Annotated in this window: 22 protein-coding genes; 13 read left to right on the top strand and 9 right to left on the bottom strand. The window is 72.1% G+C overall.

All coding sequences use genetic code 11. The annotated features are described in order from the left end of the window. Positions 1-19: 19 nt before the first annotated feature. Complete coding sequence (locus AC5L30_RS22215; protein ID WP_494869554.1) at positions 20-1,237, bottom strand: arginine deiminase; 1,218 nt, start codon at positions 1,235-1,237, stop codon at positions 20-22. A gap of 163 nt (positions 1,238-1,400) precedes the next feature. Between AC5L30_RS22215 and AC5L30_RS22210 the strand changes: the two genes are divergently transcribed. From AC5L30_RS22210 to pheA, 5 genes are all read left to right on the top strand, one after another. Next, a complete protein-coding gene (locus tag AC5L30_RS22210) occupies positions 1,401-2,138 on the top strand; it encodes a hypothetical protein (RefSeq protein ID WP_494869552.1) in 738 nt (245 codons plus the stop codon). 168 nt (positions 2,139-2,306) lie between these two features. After that, on the top strand, positions 2,307-2,765 hold the full coding sequence (locus tag AC5L30_RS22205) for a hypothetical protein (protein ID WP_387175126.1): 459 nt from the start codon (positions 2,307-2,309) through the stop codon (positions 2,763-2,765). Between the two features lie 75 nt (positions 2,766-2,840). Then, positions 2,841-3,230, top strand: coding sequence for an ACT domain-containing protein (locus AC5L30_RS22200; RefSeq protein WP_494869550.1), 390 nt, complete (start codon positions 2,841-2,843; stop codon positions 3,228-3,230). 84 nt (positions 3,231-3,314) lie between these two features. Further along, entirely contained in the window at positions 3,315-3,941 is a 627-nt protein-coding gene (locus AC5L30_RS22195; RefSeq protein ID WP_494869549.1) for a hypothetical protein, read from the top strand. 10 nt (positions 3,942-3,951) lie between these two features. Beyond that, entirely contained in the window at positions 3,952-4,908 is a 957-nt protein-coding gene (gene pheA / locus AC5L30_RS22190; protein WP_494869548.1) for a prephenate dehydratase, read from the top strand. A gap of 44 nt (positions 4,909-4,952) precedes the next feature. Here the strand turns inward: pheA and AC5L30_RS22185 are convergent, their stop codons facing one another. The 3 genes from AC5L30_RS22185 to AC5L30_RS22175 form a co-directional block, all read right to left on the bottom strand. Next, positions 4,953-5,675, bottom strand: a complete 723-nt coding sequence (locus tag AC5L30_RS22185; RefSeq protein WP_494869546.1) for an AIM24 family protein — start codon at positions 5,673-5,675, stop codon at positions 4,953-4,955. A 131-nt stretch (positions 5,676-5,806) separates the two neighbouring features. After that, a complete protein-coding gene (locus tag AC5L30_RS22180; RefSeq protein ID WP_030487733.1) occupies positions 5,807-6,154 on the bottom strand; it encodes a metallopeptidase family protein in 348 nt (115 codons plus the stop codon). A gap of 151 nt (positions 6,155-6,305) precedes the next feature. Then, positions 6,306-6,737 (bottom strand): OsmC family protein, encoded by a 432-nt coding sequence (locus AC5L30_RS22175; protein WP_112583873.1) that lies wholly within the window; start codon positions 6,735-6,737, stop codon positions 6,306-6,308. A 130-nt stretch (positions 6,738-6,867) separates the two neighbouring features. On the opposite strand from AC5L30_RS22175, the gene AC5L30_RS22170 reads away from it, so the two are divergent. The 3 genes from AC5L30_RS22170 (at position 6,868) to AC5L30_RS22160 (ending at position 9,509) form a co-directional block, all read left to right on the top strand. Next, positions 6,868-7,608 (top strand): hypothetical protein, encoded by a 741-nt coding sequence (locus AC5L30_RS22170; protein ID WP_494869544.1) that lies wholly within the window; start codon positions 6,868-6,870, stop codon positions 7,606-7,608. 267 nt (positions 7,609-7,875) lie between these two features. Continuing rightward, positions 7,876-8,697, top strand: a complete 822-nt coding sequence (locus AC5L30_RS22165) for an HAD family hydrolase (RefSeq protein ID WP_494869542.1) — start codon at positions 7,876-7,878, stop codon at positions 8,695-8,697. After that, entirely contained in the window at positions 8,697-9,509 is an 813-nt protein-coding gene (locus AC5L30_RS22160; RefSeq protein WP_494869540.1) for an HAD family hydrolase, read from the top strand. Before AC5L30_RS22165 ends, AC5L30_RS22160 begins: the two co-directional genes overlap by 1 nt. 2 nt (positions 9,510-9,511) lie before the next feature. On the opposite strand, the gene AC5L30_RS22155 is transcribed toward AC5L30_RS22160, so the two are convergent. Next, complete coding sequence (locus AC5L30_RS22155; RefSeq protein WP_091396749.1) at positions 9,512-10,114, bottom strand: bacterial proteasome activator family protein; 603 nt, start codon at positions 10,112-10,114, stop codon at positions 9,512-9,514. Between the two features lie 84 nt (positions 10,115-10,198). Here AC5L30_RS22155 and AC5L30_RS22150 point away from each other — a divergent pair, with 84 nt between their 5' ends. Both AC5L30_RS22150 and AC5L30_RS22145 read left to right on the top strand, forming a co-directional pair. Beyond that, a complete protein-coding gene (locus AC5L30_RS22150; protein ID WP_494869538.1) occupies positions 10,199-10,996 on the top strand; it encodes an alpha/beta hydrolase family protein in 798 nt (265 codons plus the stop codon). Between the two features lie 80 nt (positions 10,997-11,076). Beyond that, the gene (locus AC5L30_RS22145) at positions 11,077-12,264 is read left to right on the top strand and encodes an ABC transporter substrate-binding protein (RefSeq protein WP_494869536.1); all 1,188 of its coding nucleotides are present in this window, start codon (positions 11,077-11,079) and stop codon (positions 12,262-12,264) included. A gap of 67 nt (positions 12,265-12,331) precedes the next feature. On the opposite strand, the gene ddaH is transcribed toward AC5L30_RS22145, so the two are convergent. Next, positions 12,332-13,165, bottom strand: a complete 834-nt coding sequence (ddaH, locus tag AC5L30_RS22140) for a dimethylargininase (protein WP_494869534.1) — start codon at positions 13,163-13,165, stop codon at positions 12,332-12,334. 59 nt (positions 13,166-13,224) lie between these two features. Between ddaH and AC5L30_RS22135 the strand changes: the two genes are divergently transcribed. Both AC5L30_RS22135 and AC5L30_RS22130 read left to right on the top strand, forming a co-directional pair. After that, positions 13,225-13,689, top strand: a complete 465-nt coding sequence (locus AC5L30_RS22135; protein ID WP_494869532.1) for an Lrp/AsnC family transcriptional regulator — start codon at positions 13,225-13,227, stop codon at positions 13,687-13,689. A 72-nt stretch (positions 13,690-13,761) separates the two neighbouring features. Beyond that, positions 13,762-14,718, top strand: a complete 957-nt coding sequence (locus AC5L30_RS22130) for a zinc-binding dehydrogenase (RefSeq protein WP_494869531.1) — start codon at positions 13,762-13,764, stop codon at positions 14,716-14,718. A 7-nt stretch (positions 14,719-14,725) separates the two neighbouring features. On the opposite strand, the gene AC5L30_RS22125 is transcribed toward AC5L30_RS22130, so the two are convergent. From AC5L30_RS22125 to mobA, 3 genes are all read right to left on the bottom strand, one after another. Further along, positions 14,726-15,832: a T3SS (YopN, CesT) and YbjN peptide-binding chaperone 1 gene (locus tag AC5L30_RS22125; RefSeq protein ID WP_494869530.1), complete on the bottom strand. Its 1,107-nt coding sequence runs from the start codon at positions 15,830-15,832 to the stop codon at positions 14,726-14,728. Between the two features lie 81 nt (positions 15,833-15,913). Continuing rightward, a complete protein-coding gene (locus tag AC5L30_RS22120; RefSeq protein ID WP_494869529.1) occupies positions 15,914-16,180 on the bottom strand; it encodes a DUF6457 domain-containing protein in 267 nt (88 codons plus the stop codon). After that, entirely contained in the window at positions 16,177-16,800 is a 624-nt protein-coding gene (gene mobA, locus AC5L30_RS22115; RefSeq protein ID WP_494869528.1) for a molybdenum cofactor guanylyltransferase, read from the bottom strand. Before mobA ends, AC5L30_RS22120 begins: the two co-directional genes overlap by 4 nt. A gap of 103 nt (positions 16,801-16,903) precedes the next feature. Here mobA and fdhD point away from each other — a divergent pair, with 103 nt between their 5' ends. Then, positions 16,904-17,770 (top strand): formate dehydrogenase accessory sulfurtransferase FdhD, encoded by an 867-nt coding sequence (gene fdhD / locus AC5L30_RS22110; RefSeq protein WP_494869527.1) that lies wholly within the window; start codon positions 16,904-16,906, stop codon positions 17,768-17,770. Positions 17,771-17,780: the final 10 nt, after the last annotated feature.

Raw genomic sequence — 17,780 nt, 5'->3', positions numbered from 1 at the left:
GCCGGCCGCCGTCCCGCCCTCAACGGGCAACGGGTAGCGGCTCCCGGGTGATCGGGCAGGACATGCAGCGAGGTCCGCCCCGGCCGGAGCCCAGCTCGGAGCCGGCGATCGGGATCACCTCGATGCCGGCCCGCTCCAGTTGCGCGTTCGTCTCGGTGTTGCGCTCGTAGCCGACGCAGAGCCGGGGGGCCAACGCGAGGGTGTTGTTGCCGTCATCCCACTGCTCGCGTTCCGCGGTGACCGGGTCCAGCCCGGTGTCGATGACCCGGAGCAGGTCGAGGTCCATCGCGTCGGCGGCGGCCCGCAGGAACGGCGCCGGCCCGTCCACCCGCGGGTCCTCGCCGTCCCCGCCGGCGATCACCGTGTACGCGGACAGCGTGCTCGCGATGTTGGGGTACATCAGCACGGCGTCCACGTCGACCATCGTGCACACGGTGTCCAGGTGCATGGTGGCGCGTTTCTGGGCGATCGGCACCACCAGGATGGTGTGGGCCAGGCCGGCGGCGAAGACCTGCCGGCCGAGGCGTTCGGCACCGGCCGGAGTCGTCCGCTCGCCCACGCCGACCGCCAGCACCCCGGGGGCGAGCAGCAGCACGTCCCCGCCCTCCAGGTGCTCAAGGCTGGGCCGGTAGACGAACTCGGTGCCGGCGAACCGGGGGTGGTGGCGGTAGATGGCGTCGGTCAGGGTGGTCTCGCGGCGGCGGGCGGGCATGGCCAGGCTGGTGACACCGACCCGGTCGCCGATCCACAGCGACGAGTCGCGGGTGAACAGGAGGTTCGGCAACGGATCGATGACGAAGTCGTGTCGGTCCATCAGCGTGTAGACCAGTCCACCCGGTCGCTCCGAGCTGATCCGCAACTCCTCGTGGGCCAGCCCGGCGGTGAGCACGTCGGCCAGGGCGGCCGGGTCCAGGTAGGAGAGGTGGTCGGCGACGCGGGCGCGCAGGGTGTCACCGAGCCGTCGGGAGCGCAGCACCTGCTCGGTGAGTTCGGCCCGGGCGTCCGCGACGGCGAGCGTCTCGGCCAGCAGGGTGGCCAGGTAGAGCACCTCGACGCCACGCTCGCGCAGGGCGGCGGCGAACGCGTCGTGCTCCTCCTGGGCGCGCCCCACCCAGGGGATCGCGTCGAACAGGAGCGAGTCGTTGTTGCGTGGGGTGAGCCGGGCCAGTTCGGGGCCGGGCCGGTGCAGCAGTACGGTGCCGAGCCGCCCGACTTCACTGTCGACGTAGTGGGTCACTCCCGCAGCGTAGGGCAGGGTTTAGCGGCATCCGAGAAAAGAACTGTGGATGAATATGGCATTCATCCACAGTCACTCCGGCGCTCCGGCTTGCCGAACACCGGTAGTAGCAACGTAGGGTAGTGAGGACATAACTTCGAGGGACCTTTTGCCGGAGGTCGCGATGACTGTCTTTCCCGCACGACGAGCCGTACCGTCCGCTCGGGCACTGCCGCCCATCGCGGTGCCACACCCCCGCGTCGAGGCGCCGGGGGTTCTCGAACCGGTCCGTCCGACACCTCTCGAATGGGCCCGCCGCCGTCGGGCCGAGCGGGGTGCACGCCGCCTGGAGGCGGCCGGGGCCCGGGCGTTGGGCCAACTCGACCATCTCGGGCCCGCCTGGCACGTGATCGAGTGGCCGCGCACCGACGTGACAGACGTCCTCGACCGCGGTCAGGACGACCGAGCCGGGTTCCTCGCCATCGGGCCGAGTGGCCTCTTCGCCGTGACCATCGCCGACCACGGCCGGGCCAGGGTGCTCGTCGCCGGAGACGTGGTGCAGATCAATGGCAAGCGGCCCCCGTACGTGGCGGAGTCCCGCCGGGACGCCAAGCGGGCCAGCAAGGCGCTCTCCGACGCGGTGGGGCTACCCGTTCCGGTGACGCCGGTGCTGACCTTCGTCGGCTCCGGCGTGATCAGCGTCTACGGCCTTCCGAAGGACTGTCTGATGGCCACTCATCGGGAACTGGACCGGTTGCTCGTGGCCGGTGGCAGCCGGATCAGCCCCGCCACCGCCGAGAAGCTTTCCCGGGTCGCACAGCACCCCGGCACCTGGCTGAACGGCACGTACCGTCCAACGGCCGACTACCGGTGGTACGACGAGGGCCGAACGGCCGCTGACAAGCCGGCCCACCGCCGGTAACGTCACCGGCGACGCCACGCGGCTCCGGTCCCCCCGTTCACCTCACCGGTCTCCGCGCCGTCACCGGTCGCCTCGGCTCATGCTGCGCGCCCGGTGACCCGGTGCGCTCGGTGATTCCGTCGGCGACCCGCTAGCGTGGACAGTCGATCGGTGCACATAGGAGGCGCGGTGGCCCACGTCGAACTTTCGCTCTCGGAAGCGTTCGTGCCGGCGGCGCGGGCCTCGACAGAGCCGGAGTCCGACAACGTCGGCCAATGGTCGTCGACAGTCTCCCGCGCCGACGAGCCGTGTCTGCTGATCGACGCCGACACCCGGGTGGTGGCGATCTCCACGGCCGGCTGCGAGCTGCTCTGCCTCGGTGAACCGGACGGGCTGATCGGGCGACCGCTGCTCGACGGCGGGCTCCGCCTGCTCGACTTCACCGCCAACCGGGGCGAGCTGACCGAAGCCGAGATCGACAAGATCCCGCCCCTGCTGGCGCTCTCCTCCGGCCGACTCGCCCGTGGGCTGCTCCGGGTGCAGGCCGCCTCGGCGAACAGCTCCGACGCGACCGTCGACGCGATCTCCACCCCGGTGCTCACCGACGGCACCGTCGCCGGCTCACTCACCTTCTTCTCCGAGGTTTGACCTGCGGCGGAGTGTGTCCTTCGCCGCACGCGGCGTTGCCGGGGTAGGCCCGCACGAAGGCCGTAGGGTGCCCTCATGCTCGATATCGCTCTGCTGCCGGGGGAATACGCCGTGTGCCGGTTGGCCGCCGGCACCACCCTGCCGTACGCGCTGTCGAGTGGGCTGCGCGGCGCGGACGTGGTGACGGTGAGCTGGACCTCCGACGGGATCTCGGTGATCTGCCCGACCGACCGGGCACCGGCACAGGCGGTGGTGGAGACGACCTGGCGCTGCCTGCGGGTCACCGCCCCGGTGGCGCCGGCCGGCACCGGCAGCCTGGCCGCGCTCGTCGACCCGCTCGCCGAGGCACGGGTCAGCGCCGTCACGTTCTCCACGTTCGACACCGACTACCTGCTGGTGCCGACCGTCCGGCTGGCGGAGGGCACCGCCGCGCTCCAGCGCGCCGGGCATCGCGTCACCGGATGACCTTCACCCGATCGGCCGCTCACCCTACGATGGGCTCGGCCACCCCGGCCGCGACGAATTCTCCGATGTCCCGAGGATCGGCCCGTGCCGTTCACCCCACCCCACCCCGCGTCCCCCTCACCGCGGGCGGCGATGCACGCCCCACCGGCGACTCCTGGCCGGGCAGCCGACCGCGTTCCCGCGCGGACCATCGCCCCGGCCCTGCCGACGGTGCTGGCGGCGCTCGCCGTCGCGGCGCTGGCCGGCTGTGGCGCCCCACCCGGGGTGGGAGAGCCGACCAGCGTGCCCACCCACACCGCCACCCCGACGACGCCCGGCCCGAGCACCGCACCGGCGACCCCGTCGGCGACCCCACCGTCTCTCGCCACGGTGACGCCCACCCCCGACGCCGGGTCGGTCGCGACGGCCTGCCGCAACGGGCCGACCGGGCAGCGGGTGCTGCAACTGCTGCGCGGCCGGGCCGGAGTGCTGCCGGCGAACGTCCGCGTCCAGGTCCGCACCGGGCCGCTCTGTGCCGGTGACTGGCACTTCACCGTGCTGGCGGTGACCGGGCACGAGGAACTCCAGGTGGTCACCCGGGGCAAGCCAAGCGCCCCGGTGCTGGTCACCGCCGGCACGGACGTCTGCACCGTCGAGGTACGCGCCACCAGCCCGGCCGGGATCCGCACCCTCGCCTGCGACGCCGGCCCGGCCAATGGGCCGGGTGCGTAGGCTGATCGGCATGCCGGGAACACCGCCGACACGTTTCGTCTTCCTCGGGCCGGAGGGCACCTTCGCCGAACAGGCCCTGCGCTCCGTACCCGCCGCCGAGCGCGGCACCCGTACGCCCGCCCGTAGCGTCGGAGAGGCGCTGGACAGCGTCCGCGCCGGCGACGCCGACGCCGCGCTGGTGCCACTGGAAAACTCGATCGGCGGCGCGGTCGGCGTCACGCTCGACGAGATGGCCGAGGGCGAGCCGCTGGTGATCACCCGGGAGGTGATCCTGGCGGTGGAGTTCGTGCTCGCCGCGCGGCCCGGCACCTCGCTGACCTCGATCCGCACCGTGGCGGCCCATCCGCAGGCTTCCACCCAGTGCCGGGGCTGGCTACGCGATCACCTGCCCGACGCCGTGGTCGTCGATGTGCTCTCCAACGGAGCGGCCGCCGCCGGTGCCGGCACGGGTGAGTACGACGCGGCGATCTGCGCACCGATCGGCGCCTCCCGGCACCGACTCACCACACTCGCCGACAAGATCGCCGATCACCCCGACGCGGTGACCCGGTTCGCGCTCGTGTCCCGCCCCGGGCCGCCGCCACCGCCGACCGGTGACGACCTCACCTCGCTGGCGGTCTACATCGCCCACGACCGGGTCGGCGCGCTGCTGTCCGTGCTGATGGAGCTGGCCGTCCGTGGGGTCAACCTGACCCGGATCGAGTCCCGCCCGACCGGCGAGGCGCTGGGCCGCTACGTCTTCTTCCTGGACTGCACCGGCCACGTGGCCGACGTACGCCTGGGCGAGGCGTTGCAGGGGCTCCGCCGGGTCTGTGCCGACGTCCGCTTCCTGGGCTCCTATCCCCGGCACCGGTGGGCCGAGGCGGCGGGCGAACGTCCGGTACCCGCGCCGGCGGGCCTCTCCGACGTCGACTACGCCGACGCGGCGGCCTGGCTGACCCGACTGCGTACCGGTGAGTTGACCTGACCGGGCGGGGGCGCCCCGAAAATGGAGCGCCCGCGCCGCTGCGGTCAGCTCAGCAGGCCGCCGAGCAGACCGCCCTCCTGCTGCTGCTGGCCGCTGCCCATGATCGGCGGCTCCTCGGACGGCTGCACCACCACGAAGCCCTGGCCGGCGAAGCTCATCGTGAACGACTCACCGGTGCGGCGGCCGAGCAGGGTGCCGAGGCCCATCTGCTCGGCCCGGTGGTAGCCGGTCTGGAGGTTGGCCGACCAGCACACCGCGGCCTGCGGGTCGACGTACGTCGGGGCGTCCACGTTGAGCACGACCGGGGTGCCCTTGGTGGTGATGGCGATCCGCCCGTAGCCACTGAACACACAGTTGAAGAGGCCGGACGAGGACGCCATCCCGGCGCCGCCGACCATCCTGATGTCGTATTGAAGGGTGGAGTCGAAGGCGAGCACGCTGCTGCCGTTGATGGAGAGGGCGTCGCCCGGCTCCAGGTCGATGATGTGCACGTCCTTGGCGAGCTCGGCGAGGAAGACGTCACCCTGGCCGGAGACCTTCATCAGCGGGACGCCCTCGCCGGTGAGCTTCTGCTTGAGGAACTTGCCGAGCCCGCCTGAGCCCAGCGCCTGGAACTGCACATTCCCCTGGTAGGCGACCATCGACCCGACCCGGGCCATCGCCTCGCCGTTGAGCTCGATCTTCAACATTTTGGAGTTCTGCAACCGCATGCCGGGCTGCGCGGACTCCTTCTCCAGATTCTCCGCGGAGAACAGCTCGCTGCGCATGAAAGGGCCTCCTGAATAGGGTCGCGTTCGCTGCTCCGACGGTAGGCGACCTCGGCAAGCACCGCCCGTCGGTCACGCGGCGCGGCGTGGCGCGCGATCAGGCGGGCGCGGGTTGGCGTCGACCGGCGGGCTCAGCCCCAGCCGAGGGCGTGCAACCGCGCGTCGTCGATGCCGAAGTGGTGGGCGATCTCGTGCACCACTGTCACCGCCACCTCGTCGATGACGTCTTCGTCGTTGTCGCAGATCCGCAGGATCGGATGGCGGTAGATGAAGATCCGGTCGGGCAGCACGCCGGAATAGTCCCAGCCGCGCTCGGTGAGCGCGTGCCCCTCGTAGAGGCCGAGCAGGTCGACCTCTCCCGGCGGCGGGTCGTCCTCGACCAGGATCACGACGTTGTTCATCAGGCCGAGCAGTTCTTCGGGCACCTCGTCGAGGGCTTCGCCGACCAACTCCTCGAAGCGCTCACGGCTCATCTCCACCGGCACCTCGCCCATTGTGCCCGACGCGGGGGCACCCGGCCCGGTCCTGCTGTGGAGGACCGGGACCGTCGTCCGCACCTGCACGGAAGAAGCGACCACCCGCTACCGGGCGGAGGCTCCTTCCGTGGACGTACGGTGTGGGTCGAACTGCTCAGGCAGCCAGGCGGGCGTTGAGGGTGATCTCGGCACCCGGCGAGAGCAGGCGGGAGATCGGGCAGTTGGCCTTGGCGGCCTCGGCGAGCTTCTGGAACTCCGCGTCGTCGATCCCCGGGACCTGACCAACCGTCTCCAGGTCGATCCGGGTCACGGTCATGCCGGCGTCGGTCTTGTCCAGGTGCACCTTGGCGGTGGTCTCGACCGAGGTGGCCGTCGAGCCCGCGTCGGCGAGCGCCTTGGAGAACGCCATCGAGAAGCAGCCGGCGTGCGCGGCGGCGATCAGCTCCTCGGGGTTGGTGCCCTCGCCCTCCTCGAAGCGCGACTTGAAGGAGTAGTTGCCGGACAGGCCGCCCTTACCGGTGCGGACGGTGCCCGCGCCCTCGGTGAGATTGCCCTGCCATTGTGCTGAAGCGGTACGGATAGGCATGGGGCAAACGCTAGCGGAAACGCGACCGCCGAGCGACAGACCGGCGCGCTCGCCAGTCCTGCGATCCCTGTCACCACCAGTTTGTTGTGCCATGATGCGACCAGGTCCGTGACCGGCGGAAGGGTGGCCGATGTCCGAGGAGCTTCCAATCCCGCGGCAGGGCGACCGATCCGAGGCCCCGGCGGTGATCGAGTGGGGTGCCGTCGAGCCGGCCCCGCGACGCCGGTTCGCCTGGTCCCTGGCCGACTTCGCGCAGGATCCTCGGCTCCCCCTGCTGCTCGCCGGCCTGGGCGCGGTGGCCGCGATCGCGTCGCTCGTCGGTGAGTGGCTGGTGATGAGCCTGCCGAACGGCGGGCCCGAGGGGAACGCGACGATCGAGGTGCCCGCCGGGGTGTCCGAGGTCGGTGGCTTCGGGGTCGGCTACCTGGTCGGGCTTCTCGCCCTCGTCTGCACCGTGGCGCTGGCGTTGCGCGGCACGGCGGCCGTGCGGCCGAACGCCCGGCTGGCCGGTCTCACCCTGGCCGGCGCCCTGCTGGCGCTGCTGGTGGCCGCCACGACCAGCCTCGACAACCCCGGTCAGCGAAACTTCTTCTACTCGCCCCAGGACGGCTTTCAGGTCGAGTACGGCCGTGGGCTGGTGATGGCGTTCGCCGCCTGTGTGCTCTTCGCGGCCGCCCTGCGGCTGACGCCCGCCGCAGGGCCGGGCCCGTTCACCGGGCCACCAGACGATGACCGCCCCGCCGACGCGCCAGCACCGCGATCCTGGCGCCGCCGCCGCGAGCCCGACCCGATCGAGGACGGCCTCCCCGCCCCCGCCGACCTGACGGTCACCCCGGCCGCCCCCTTCGCCCGCCCCGACCCCCAGCCCTAACCCCACCCACCCTCACCGCGCCGATCTTGCAGTTGCGGTCCCGCCATAGGGCGCATAAACCCGCAAAACGGCAACCGAAAGTGCAAGATCGCGCGCGAGGTGGGGCAGCGCGCGGGGGACATCTCGCGGGTGCCCGGGGTTGGCGTCCGATTCGCCTGGAAGTCATGGATGCGACCCGTTCCGCGAGGTACGGTTGCTGCCCGCCGTCACGCCGGGCCTCAGTTCCTTGACCCTGGCGGTGCGACGGCGGCGGGCGAAGGAGGAACGATGACCCGCCCGGGACTGCCCAAGTTGATCGCGACCGACCTCGACGGGACGCTGGTCCGCAGCGATGACACTGTCTCCGCGTACACCCATGGGGTGCTCGACCGGGTGCGCGCCGCCGGAATTCCGGTGGTCGGCGCGACCGGACGCGGCCCTCGGCTGACCGAGTTGACCCGCAACGACATCCGCGCCGCCGACTTTCTGGTGATGGCCGGTGGTGGGCGGGTGGTCGACCAGAGCGACCCGAGCGGCCCGGTGGTGCTCCGCGACGAGCGGCTGCCCGCCGAGGTGCTGGCCCGGCTCCTCGCCGACCTGGAGGCGGAGGTCGGCCCACTGACCGTGATGGTCGAGGCGTCCGACGAGCACGACGCCCCGCTGTGGGGCGACTACCACGAGAGCTGGCCATACCAGGACCGCTTCGAGGCGCGCACACGCGACGAGTGCCTGGCCTGCGACGTGATCAAGGCATTCGCCCGGACCGCCGACCACCACGTGGACGAGCTGCTGGCGGTGGCTCGCCGGATCGTCCCACCGCAGGTCGCCACGCTCACCCAGGCCGGGCTCGGCTTCATCGAGATCAGCCCGCCCGGCGTGGACAAGGCGACCGGGCTGACCGTGGTGGCGCAGACGCTCGGGGTCGACCCGGCCGATGTGCTGGTCTTCGGTGACATGCCCAACGACCTGCCGATGTTCGAGTGGGCCGGCTGGTCGCGGGTGGCCGTGGCCAACGCGCACCCCGCTCTACGCGCCGCCGCCGACGAGGTGACCTTGCGCAACGACGACGACGGGGTGGCGGTGTATCTGGACCGGCTACTGTCCCGGTAATGGGAGACACACCCCGCCTCATCGCCACCGACATCGACGGCACGCTGATCCGCGACGACCACACCGTCAGCCCACGCACCGCCGACCTGCTCGCGCGGATCTCCGCGCGAGGCACGCCGGTCGTCCTGGTCACCGGCCGTCCGGTCCGCTGGCTCAAGATGGTGTACGACCAGCTCGCCCAGCCGCTGCCGGCGGTCTGCGCCAACGGCGCCGTGGTCTACGACCCGTTCTCCGACGAGGTGGTGCGGGCTGACCCGCTCGCACCGCACCACCTGGCCGAGGTGGCCCGGAGGCTACGGGCCGAGGTGCCCGGGATCAGCTTCGCCGTGGAGATCCTGGACAGCCGGGAGATGCGCCACGAGGCGCACTACCCGCTGCGCTGGGACGTCGACCCCAACGGCATCAGGCCGATCGAGACGCCGGAGGAGTTGCTCTCGGTGCCGGCCGTGAAGCTCCTCGCCCGGGCCGGCGAGCAGGACCCGGACGCCTTCGCCGAGCTGATCGCCACGGCGGTGGCCGGGTTGGCCGAGGCCACGCACTCGTCGTCCTCGGGGCTGGTGGAGATCTCCGCGGCCGGGGTGACCAAGGCGGCGGGGCTGGCCTGGTACTGCGACCAGCTCGGGGTGGCCGCGGCGGACGTGCTGGCCTTCGGCGACATGCCCAACGACGTCCCGATGCTGACCTGGGCCGGGCGTGGCGTGGCGGTGGCCAACGCGCACCGCGCCGTCCTGGCGGTCGCCGACGACGTGACGACGGCGAACACCGAGGACGGCGTGGCGGCGTACCTGGAAAAGATCTTCGGGGTGGACTGAGGTCAGAGGTACTGACCGGTGTTGTGACCCTCGCCGCCGCCCGGCTGGCCGATGCCCGGCATCCCGGGGACGACCCCGCCGGGGCCGCTGGGCAGCGCCTGCCGGCCGCCGCGCATCTGCTCCAGCTGCACCCGGGCAGCCATCTGCTGGGCCACCAGGGCCGCCTGGATGCCGTGGAACAGCCCTTCCAGCCAGCCGACGAGCTGGGCGTGCGCGATCCGCAGCTCACCCTCGCTGGGGGCCTTGTCCTCGGCGAAGGGCAGCGAGATGCGCTCCAGCTCGTCGCGCAGCTCGGGGGCGAGGCCCTCCTTGAGCTCGACGATCGACCGTTCGTGGATCTCCCGCATCCGGTTGCGGCTGGCGTCGTCGAGAGGTGCGGCCTTCACCTCCTCCAGCAACTGCTTGATCATGCTGCCGATCCGCATCACCTTGGCCGGCTGTTCGACCAGGCGGGTCGGATCCTCACCCTGGCCCTCGTCGGTCTGCATCGTGCCGATCGGCCGGCCGTCCGGGCCGACCACCACAACGGTGCCGGAGTGGCCGGAGTCGTCGGGGCCGGGCTCGTCGTTCTGTCCAGCGGAGCGCGCTTCGGTCATGGGGTCCATCTTTACCCAGCGGGCGCGGACCATGCCGGCCGGGACCGACTCCCGGGGCCGAACCACCCGGGCGGGGCGCGCTACCGTCGCGCCATGCCTGTCGACCCGCGCGCCGTGTTGACCCGCCCCGCCCCGGATCCGGACCGAACCGTGGCGTACGGCGACGACCCGGATCAGGTGGCGGATCTGCGCCTCCCGGCGGGCACCGGGGCGGCCCGGCCGCTGGTGGTCGTCCTGCACGGCGGTTTCTGGCGGGCCGAGTACGACCGGCGGCACACCGGCCCGCTGGCGGCGGCCCTCGCCGCTGCTGGCTACCCGGTGGCGCAGCTGGAATACCGCCGGACGGGGCAGCCGGGGGGTGGCTGGCCGGGCACCCTCACCGACGTACTGACCGGGGTGGCCGAGTTGCCCAGGCTGGCGGCCGAGGCGCTCCCCGGCCGGGTGAGCCTGGCCGCGCCGGTTCTGGTCGGGCACTCCGCCGGCGGCCACCTGGCGCTGTATGCGGCGGCCACCGCCCCGGCGACGGTGAGCGGGGTGCTCGCCCTGGCTCCGGTGGCCGATCTCGGCGAGGCGTACCGGCGAGATCTCGACTCGGGCGCGGTCGCCGCGCTGCTCGGCGGAGGCCCGGCGGAGGTCCCGGACCGGTACGCGGCAGCGGATCCACGAATGTTGGTACCGATACGGACACGCACAGTAGTTGTGCACGGCTCGGACGACCACCAGGTTCCGGCGGAGATGAGCCGGGATTTCGTCGCGGAGGCCCGTGCCGCAGGTTCCGATATTTCCCTTGTTGAACTGCCCGGATGCGAGCATTTCGGGCTGATCGACCCGGAGTCCGCCGCCTGGCCTCAGGTCCTCGCTGTGTTGCGGTCCCTGCACGATGATCACTAGCCATTGACGCAGCGTCGCGGACCAGGTAGAACGCCGGAGGGGCGGTGTTCGGCCCTGTAACGCTCCTTGGAAGGAACTCGGTGTCGCAGATGAATCGCAGGCGGGCGCTCCAACTGTTGGCCGCGCTCGGTACCACCGGGTTCGTCGCCGGTTGTGGCTCAGACAGTGACGCCGGATCGACCGCCGACCGCAGTCCGGTCAAGATCGGGTTGATCACGCCACAGGCCGGTGGTTTCAAGAGCATCGGCGACGACATCACCAACGGCTTCCAGCTCTTCCTCGACCTGCACGACCAGCGGCTGGGCGGCCACCCGGTGGAGCTGCTCACCGCCGACGAGGGCGACACCGCGAAGACCGGCAAGGCCGCCGTCGAAGGTCTGCTCAAGCAGGGCGTGCTGGCGCTCACCGGCGTGGTCAACTCGGCGGTGATGATCGGCATCCGGGACACCGTGGAGCAGGCCCGGGTCCCGCTGATCGGCTCCAACGCCTCGCCGAGCAGCCTGCAGAGCGTCTTCTACATCTGGCGGACCTCGTACGTGCTCGACGAGGCCGGTCGGGCGCTGGGCCGCTACCTGCGCGACCAGCTGCCGGCGAACGGCCGCGTCGCGATCATCATGCCGGAGAACGTCGGCAGCTCGGACGTGGTCCGTGGCTTCCGGCAGGAGTTCGGCGCGAGCGACCCCCGGATTCGCGACGCGGTGACCTACACCAACGCCACCTCCAACCCCGGCAAGACCACCTACGCCTCGGACATCACCAGGGCGCTGGCCAAGAAGCCCACGGCGGTCTTCTGCTTCTTCGCCGGGGCGGCCGCGGTGGAGTTCATCAAGCAGCTGCGGGAGAAGTTCGCCGGGCCGATCTACGCACCCGGCTTCCTCACCGAGGGCAACGTGCTGGACAACCTGAAGGACAACGCGCTGGGCATCCAGACCGCGCTGAACTACTCGGCCGACCTGAACAACACGTCGAACCGGGTCTTCGCCTCGGCGTACCGCAAGAAGTACCAGGTCACCCCCACCACGTACGCGATGGCGTCGTACGACGCGGCGCAGGTGCTCGACCAGGCCATCCAGCTGGCCGGCGGGAAGCCCACGCCGCAGCAGGTCAACCTGGCCCTGGGCAAGATCGGCCAGATCGACAGCCCACGCGGCATCTGGCAGTTCAACCAGCCGCGTACCCCGCAGCAGAAGTGGTACCTGCGCGAGGTGCAGCGCGACGGTCAGGTCATGTCGAACGTGCTGATCAACGAGCTGGCCACGCTGGGCTGAACGCCCACCCGGAGCACGATTCGGGGCCGGTCTCCCAGTGGGAGGCCGGCCCCGAGACGTTCGCGGGTCAGTGCCGCAGCTCGGCGATGCAGCACTTCACGCTGCCGCCGCCCTTCTTCAGCTCGGCCAGCTCAACCGGGACCGGGGTGTACCCGGCCGCCTTGAGCTTGCCGGCCAGGCGGGTGGCCTCGCTGTTGAGGACCACGTTCGCGCCGTCGCTGACCAGGTTGAGCCCGAAGGCCATCGCGTCCTCGTCGTCGGCGATCACCGCGTCCGGAAAGAGCTGGGTGAGCACCCGCTGACTGGCCGCGGAGAACGCGCCCGGGAAGTACACGATGTTCGCGTCGTCGATGGCCGCCAGCGCCACGTCCAGGTGGTAGAAGCGGGGGTCGATCAGCCGCAGCGACACCACCGGACGACCCAGCGCCTCCTGCGCCTCCGCGTGCGCCGGGATCTCGGTACGGAAGCCGTGCCCGGCCAGGATGAGCCCGCCGTGCGCCTCCGGCACGTACGCGAAGTCGCCCTCACCCTCGTTGGTCTCGCTGGGCGCGATGAACCGCCAGCCCTGCGCCTCGTAGAAGGCGTGGTGGGCGGCAGCCTCGGCGGCCCGCTGCTCGTGCTTGAACCGGGCGCCGTAGACGCTGCCATCCACCACGAAGCCGCCGTTGGCGGCGTAGACCATGTCGGGCAGGCCCCGCTCGGGGGTGAGCAGGTGCACCTCGTGGCCGAGGCCGACAAGCGTCTCGCGCAGCCGGTCCCACTGCTTGACGGCCAGGTCCCGGTTGACCGGGGTGGTCACGTCCATCCACGGGTTGATCGCGTACTCGACCGCGAAGTGCTCCGGTGAGCACATGAGATATGTCCGCTTTCGCGGGAAACGCTGCTGGTTCACGGTCACCAAGAGTAGGTACCGTAGAACGTTGAAAACAGCCACAAGCGTTGCTTCCCAGAGGCGGAACGTTGCAGATAGATGCGGTAGACCAGCGGATCATTGCGTTACTCGTCGCGGACGCCCGGGCGTCGTACGCCGACATCGGTGCCCGGGTGTCACTCTCCGCCCCAGCGGTCAAGCGACGCGTCGACCGGCTACGCGCCACCGGCGTGATCAGGGGATTCACGGCTGTCGTTGACCCGGCCGCCGTCGGCTGGACGACGGAGGCATTCGTCGAGCTGTTCTGCGCCGGCCGGACCACCCCGGCGCAGATCGGGGTGGCCGCTCGCCGGCACCCCGAGGTGGTCGGCGCGTACACCGTCTCCGGGGAGGCGGACGCGCTCGTACACCTGCGCGCCGCCGACATCGCCCATCTGGAGGCGGCGCTGGAGCGGCTGCGGGCCGAGTCCTTCGTGACCTCCACCCGCAGCACCATCGTGCTCTCCCGGCTGGTCGAATCGCCCGGCGTCGGCCCGTCCGCCGGCCGCTCTTGACCTCAAGTCGGGTTGAGGAGGTGGACTGACCCCGGGGGGCGAGGCAGCCCACCGAGGCCGAGGGGACGTGTCATGCGGGCGATCTGGTTACGTGAGTTCGGCGGGCCCGGGGTGCTGGTGCCCGGCCCCGCGCCCGACCCGGTGCCCGGCCCCGGCCAGGTGCTGATCGACGTCGCGCACGCCAACATCACCTTCATCGAGACGCAACTGCGCGCCGGTCACCCCGGCCCGTTCCGCCTCACCCCACCGCTGATCCCCGGCAACGGCGTCGGCGGGGTGATCAGCGCGGTCGGGTCGGACGTCGACCCGACGCTGACCGGGCAGCGGGTGATCAGCGCCACCGGAGGTTCGGGCGGTTACGCCGAACGCGCGGCGGTGGACGCGTCGGCGTCGATCGCGGTGCCGGCCGGGCTGGCGCTGGACCAGGCGGTGGCGCTGCTGGCCGACGGGCGGACCGCCACCATGCTGACCGATGCGGTCGGCGTCCGCCCAGGTGACCGGGTGCTGGTGGAAGCCGCGGCCGGCGGCGTGGGCAGCCTGCTGGTGCAGCTCGCGGCCCGGGCCGGAGCCCGGGTGATCGGCGCGGCCGGTGGGCGACGCAAGGTGGACCTGTTACCCGGCCTGGGTGCCGAGCTTGCCGTCGACTACCTCCGGCCCGGGTGGGCCCAGCAGGTCCGAGCTGCGGTCGGTGGGGTCGACGTGGTGCTCGACGGGGTCGGCGGTGCGGTGGCCCGGGCCGCCTTCGACCTGCTCTCCCCGGGCGGCCGGATGGTCAGCTTCGGATTGGCGAGCGGGGAGTGGTCCCCGGTGTCGGCGGAGGCCGCCACGGCACGGCAGGTCACCCTGATCCGGCCGGACGTGCCACCCGCGCGGCTGCGGGCGTACACCGAACAGGCCCTGGCGGACGCGGCGGCCGGCCGCCTGCGACCGCTCATCGGCCAGCGTTTCCCGTTGGAACGCGCCGCCGACGCGCACGCCGCCATCGAGGCGCGCGCGACGGTCGGCAAGACCCTGCTGGACGTGGCCTGATCGGGTTTCAGAGGTACATGCCGGTGCGGTGCTCCGACTCGTCGCGTCGGACCGGCTTGTCACCCTCACCGAAGAACCGCTTGCCGCCGAACTCGCCGTGCAGACGGTCGTCCAACTCGTCGGCGAGACCCGTCATCACCTGCACGGCCAGCATCAGATGGGTCGCCTGGAAGTTGCGGCCGAACACCGGGATGGACGCCCAGACCGTGTCGTCGGCGCAGTAGAGGCGGCCGATCGGCATCCGGTTGGTCAGCTCGGAGAGCTTGACGTAGAGCCGCTCGGTCGGCTCCACCTCGGTGAGCACCGGGGAGAAGACGTCCACCAGGGGCGGGTTGTCCCGCACCCGTACGAAGACCATCGCCGAGCCGGCGCGGATGGTGATGTCGCCGTCCGAGTCGATCTGCAACCGGTCGGTGTCCGACTTCAACATCGTGGAGACCACGGTACGGACCCGATCGGCCAGGTCGAGCACGTCGTCCCGCTCGACCTGCGTGGCGGCCGCCTCGGCCAACGCCTCCTCCAGGTCCGCCTCGACGTCGGCGTCCGGGCCGAACTCGCTGCGCGCGGTGCCCAGCGGGTCCACGGCCAACGGTTCACCCTCGGCGTCGTGCACCAGGTAGACGAGGAAGGCCGGGTGCGGAGCACCGTAGACGTCGCGCAGGGTGCGGGAGAGCAGCGTGGCGACCTGGGTCGACTCGCTCGTCGTGGCGTTCAGCCCGAAGGCGCCGCCGGAGCCGGCGACCACCCCGGGCGGGGACCAACCGAGCGCGACCATGTCCGCCACCGCACCCCGGTCCAGTCGGTAGCCCGCCGGAAGCGTGGCGTTCCCGACCGCGCGGGCGGACAGCACCCGGTCCGCGTCCACGTCGACGCTGATCGAATAGACGGCGTCCCCGGTGCCGGAGGCGGTGGGGTCCAGGGTCACGTCGAGGTGCGCGCCGACGGGAAGTTCCCGCAGCCGTACGGCGAGCGCGCGGGCGAACTCCCGCCACGCCTCGGTCACCTTGGCCCGCAGGTCGGTGGTGCTGGGCTCGTCGAGCAGGATCGATTCCGCCGGCTCAGTCGAAGCGCCGGGCAGCTCACCGTGCGGCGCCGAGGGGTGGTCAGCCGTCATGATCGCCTCCGTCCGTCACGATCACCCTACCCACGCCGCCCGTGGGTCGAATCAGCCCGGACCGGGATCGGACAGCGGCGGTCAGGGGGCCGTCCGGTCCACGGGGTCGGCGCCCAACTCGACCGGCCAGGCACCGGCCAGCGCGCTGAGCCGGGCCGCGACGTCCGCCGGCTCCGCGCCCCGGCCAACCGCCAACCCGAAGAGGTACGCGGTGACCGGTGCCCCCGGACGCAGCACCTGGTGGGCGACGTCCCGGGCCAAATCCAGCACCGCTGGCACCGGCACCCCGGCCGGGTCCAGATCCAACTCGGCGCACACCGCCGTGACCCAGTCGTCCATCACCGTCATCGCGCCCACTCCTCCGCCCGGCGTACGTCCTCGTCAGTGTCGCAGTCGAACCACGGCGGCGGGCCCTCGCCGGACCAGGCCACCTCCCGCACGACGAGACCGGCCAGCAGCGCCCGGACCGGGGCTCCGGACAGACCGCCACCCCGCTCGACCGTCAGCCGGTGCAACGCTGCCCGCAGCGCGGCGACCCGCCAGACACCGCAGAGCGACTGCCGCCGGCCGTCCCCGTCCACGAAGCACGCCCCGTCAGGTCGCCCCTCGCCGCCGGCTGCGGTGGCCGGGTCGGTGAGGTGGCTCAGCAGGTCACCGATCGCGGCCCGGGTGAGCAGCGGCAGGTCGGCGGCGAGCAGCGCGACCAGGGTGGTGTCGGGTTCCAACAGCGTCAGGCCGGCCGCCGCCGCGGCGACCGGGCCCCCGCCCGGCGGGTCCTCCCTAACGACCCGCACACCCGCCGGGACGGCGTCGGCCGCACCGACCAGCACCCGCGGCGTCGCATCGGCGACGGCGGCCAGCACCCGGTCACGCATCGGCCGGCCGCCGACCGGAAGCGCGGGCTTGTCGACCCCGCCCATCCGTCGGGCGGCCCCACCCGCGAGCACCACGGCGGCGTACGTCCCCATCCGGCCACCGTAGCCGGGTCGGCGCTCGGTCGGGCCGGCGCTCGCGGGTGCTCGATGGCCGGTGGCCGTGCGGGTGTGCCGGCGGGGGGTGGAGGATGGCGGGATGGGACGGGCAACTGATCGACGGGGTGTGGTCCGGATCGACCTGGACGCGGTGACCGCCGGGCGCGGGTCGGTCCGCCGACCGGACACCCTCGCCGTGGAGGAGCCGCTGGAGATCCGGGTCGGCGCGGTCGGCCCCGGCCGACGTCGGCCGCTCGCTGTCACCATGCGCACCCCCGGCGACGACCTGGACCTGGCCATCGGGTTCCTGCTGACCGAGGGGCTGATCCGGTCGACCGACGACGTGCTGACCGCGCAGCTCTGCGCCGGCGCGGAGACGCCGAACACGTACAACGTGGTGGACGTGGTGCTCGCCCCCGGCGTACCGGAACCGACCACCGACCCGTCCCGGAACTTCTACACGACCAGCTCCTGCGGGGTCTGCGGCAAGGCCAGCATCGACGCGGTACGCACCCGGTCGCTCTTTCCGGTCGCGGCGGATCCGCTCAGCGTGCCGGCCACGCTGCTCGTCGAGCTGCCCGACCGGTTGCGCGCCGCCCAGCGCGGCTTCGATCGGACCGGCGGGCTGCACGCGGCGGGCCTGTTCACCCCCGACGGTGAGCTGGTGGTCCTTCGAGAGGACGTGGGCCGGCACAACGCCGTGGACAAGGTGATCGGCTGGGCCGTGCGGGAACGCCGGCTGCCGCTCGCCGGGCATCTGCTGCTGGTCTCCGGCCGGGCCAGCTTCGAGCTGACCCAGAAGGCGTGGATGGCCGGGTTGCCACTGCTGGCCGCGGTGTCCGCCCCGAGCACCCTCGCCGCCGAACTGGCCGACGAGGCGGGGATGACACTTGTCGGCTTCCTGCGGGGGCGGACCATGAACGTCTACACCGGGCCGCACCGGATCACGGTGGAGCAGCCAGCCTGAGGCGGGCGGC

Source organism: Micromonospora sp. BQ32 (genome assembly GCF_059358895.1).
This window is presented reverse-complemented; position numbering and strand designations above follow the sequence as displayed.

Bases quoted from the DNA above. Each gene is read 5' to 3' on its own strand.
- mobA (WP_494869528.1), bottom strand. From the start codon at position 16,800: ATGGGGACGTACGCCGCCGTGGTGCTCGCGGGTGGGGCCGCCCGACGG.
- AC5L30_RS22130 (WP_494869531.1), top strand. From the start codon at position 13,762: ATGCGGGCGATCTGGTTACGTGAGTTCGGCGGGCCCGGGGTGCTGGTG.
- AC5L30_RS22210 (WP_494869552.1), top strand. From the start codon at position 1,401: ATGACTGTCTTTCCCGCACGACGAGCCGTACCGTCCGCTCGGGCACTG.
- AC5L30_RS22120 (WP_494869529.1), bottom strand. From the start codon at position 16,180: ATGACGGTGATGGACGACTGGGTCACGGCGGTGTGCGCCGAGTTGGAT.
- AC5L30_RS22125 (WP_494869530.1), bottom strand. From the start codon at position 15,832: ATGACGGCTGACCACCCCTCGGCGCCGCACGGTGAGCTGCCCGGCGCT.
- AC5L30_RS22165 (WP_494869542.1), top strand. From the start codon at position 7,876: ATGACCCGCCCGGGACTGCCCAAGTTGATCGCGACCGACCTCGACGGG.
- pheA (WP_494869548.1), top strand. From the start codon at position 3,952: ATGCCGGGAACACCGCCGACACGTTTCGTCTTCCTCGGGCCGGAGGGC.
- AC5L30_RS22200 (WP_494869550.1), top strand. From the start codon at position 2,841: ATGCTCGATATCGCTCTGCTGCCGGGGGAATACGCCGTGTGCCGGTTG.
- AC5L30_RS22155 (WP_091396749.1), bottom strand. From the start codon at position 10,114: ATGGACCCCATGACCGAAGCGCGCTCCGCTGGACAGAACGACGAGCCC.
- AC5L30_RS22160 (WP_494869540.1), top strand. From the start codon at position 8,697: ATGGGAGACACACCCCGCCTCATCGCCACCGACATCGACGGCACGCTG.
- AC5L30_RS22185 (WP_494869546.1), bottom strand. From the start codon at position 5,675: ATGCGCAGCGAGCTGTTCTCCGCGGAGAATCTGGAGAAGGAGTCCGCG.
- AC5L30_RS22150 (WP_494869538.1), top strand. From the start codon at position 10,199: ATGCCTGTCGACCCGCGCGCCGTGTTGACCCGCCCCGCCCCGGATCCG.
- AC5L30_RS22175 (WP_112583873.1), bottom strand. From the start codon at position 6,737: ATGCCTATCCGTACCGCTTCAGCACAATGGCAGGGCAATCTCACCGAG.
- AC5L30_RS22170 (WP_494869544.1), top strand. From the start codon at position 6,868: ATGTCCGAGGAGCTTCCAATCCCGCGGCAGGGCGACCGATCCGAGGCC.
- fdhD (WP_494869527.1), top strand. From the start codon at position 16,904: ATGGGACGGGCAACTGATCGACGGGGTGTGGTCCGGATCGACCTGGAC.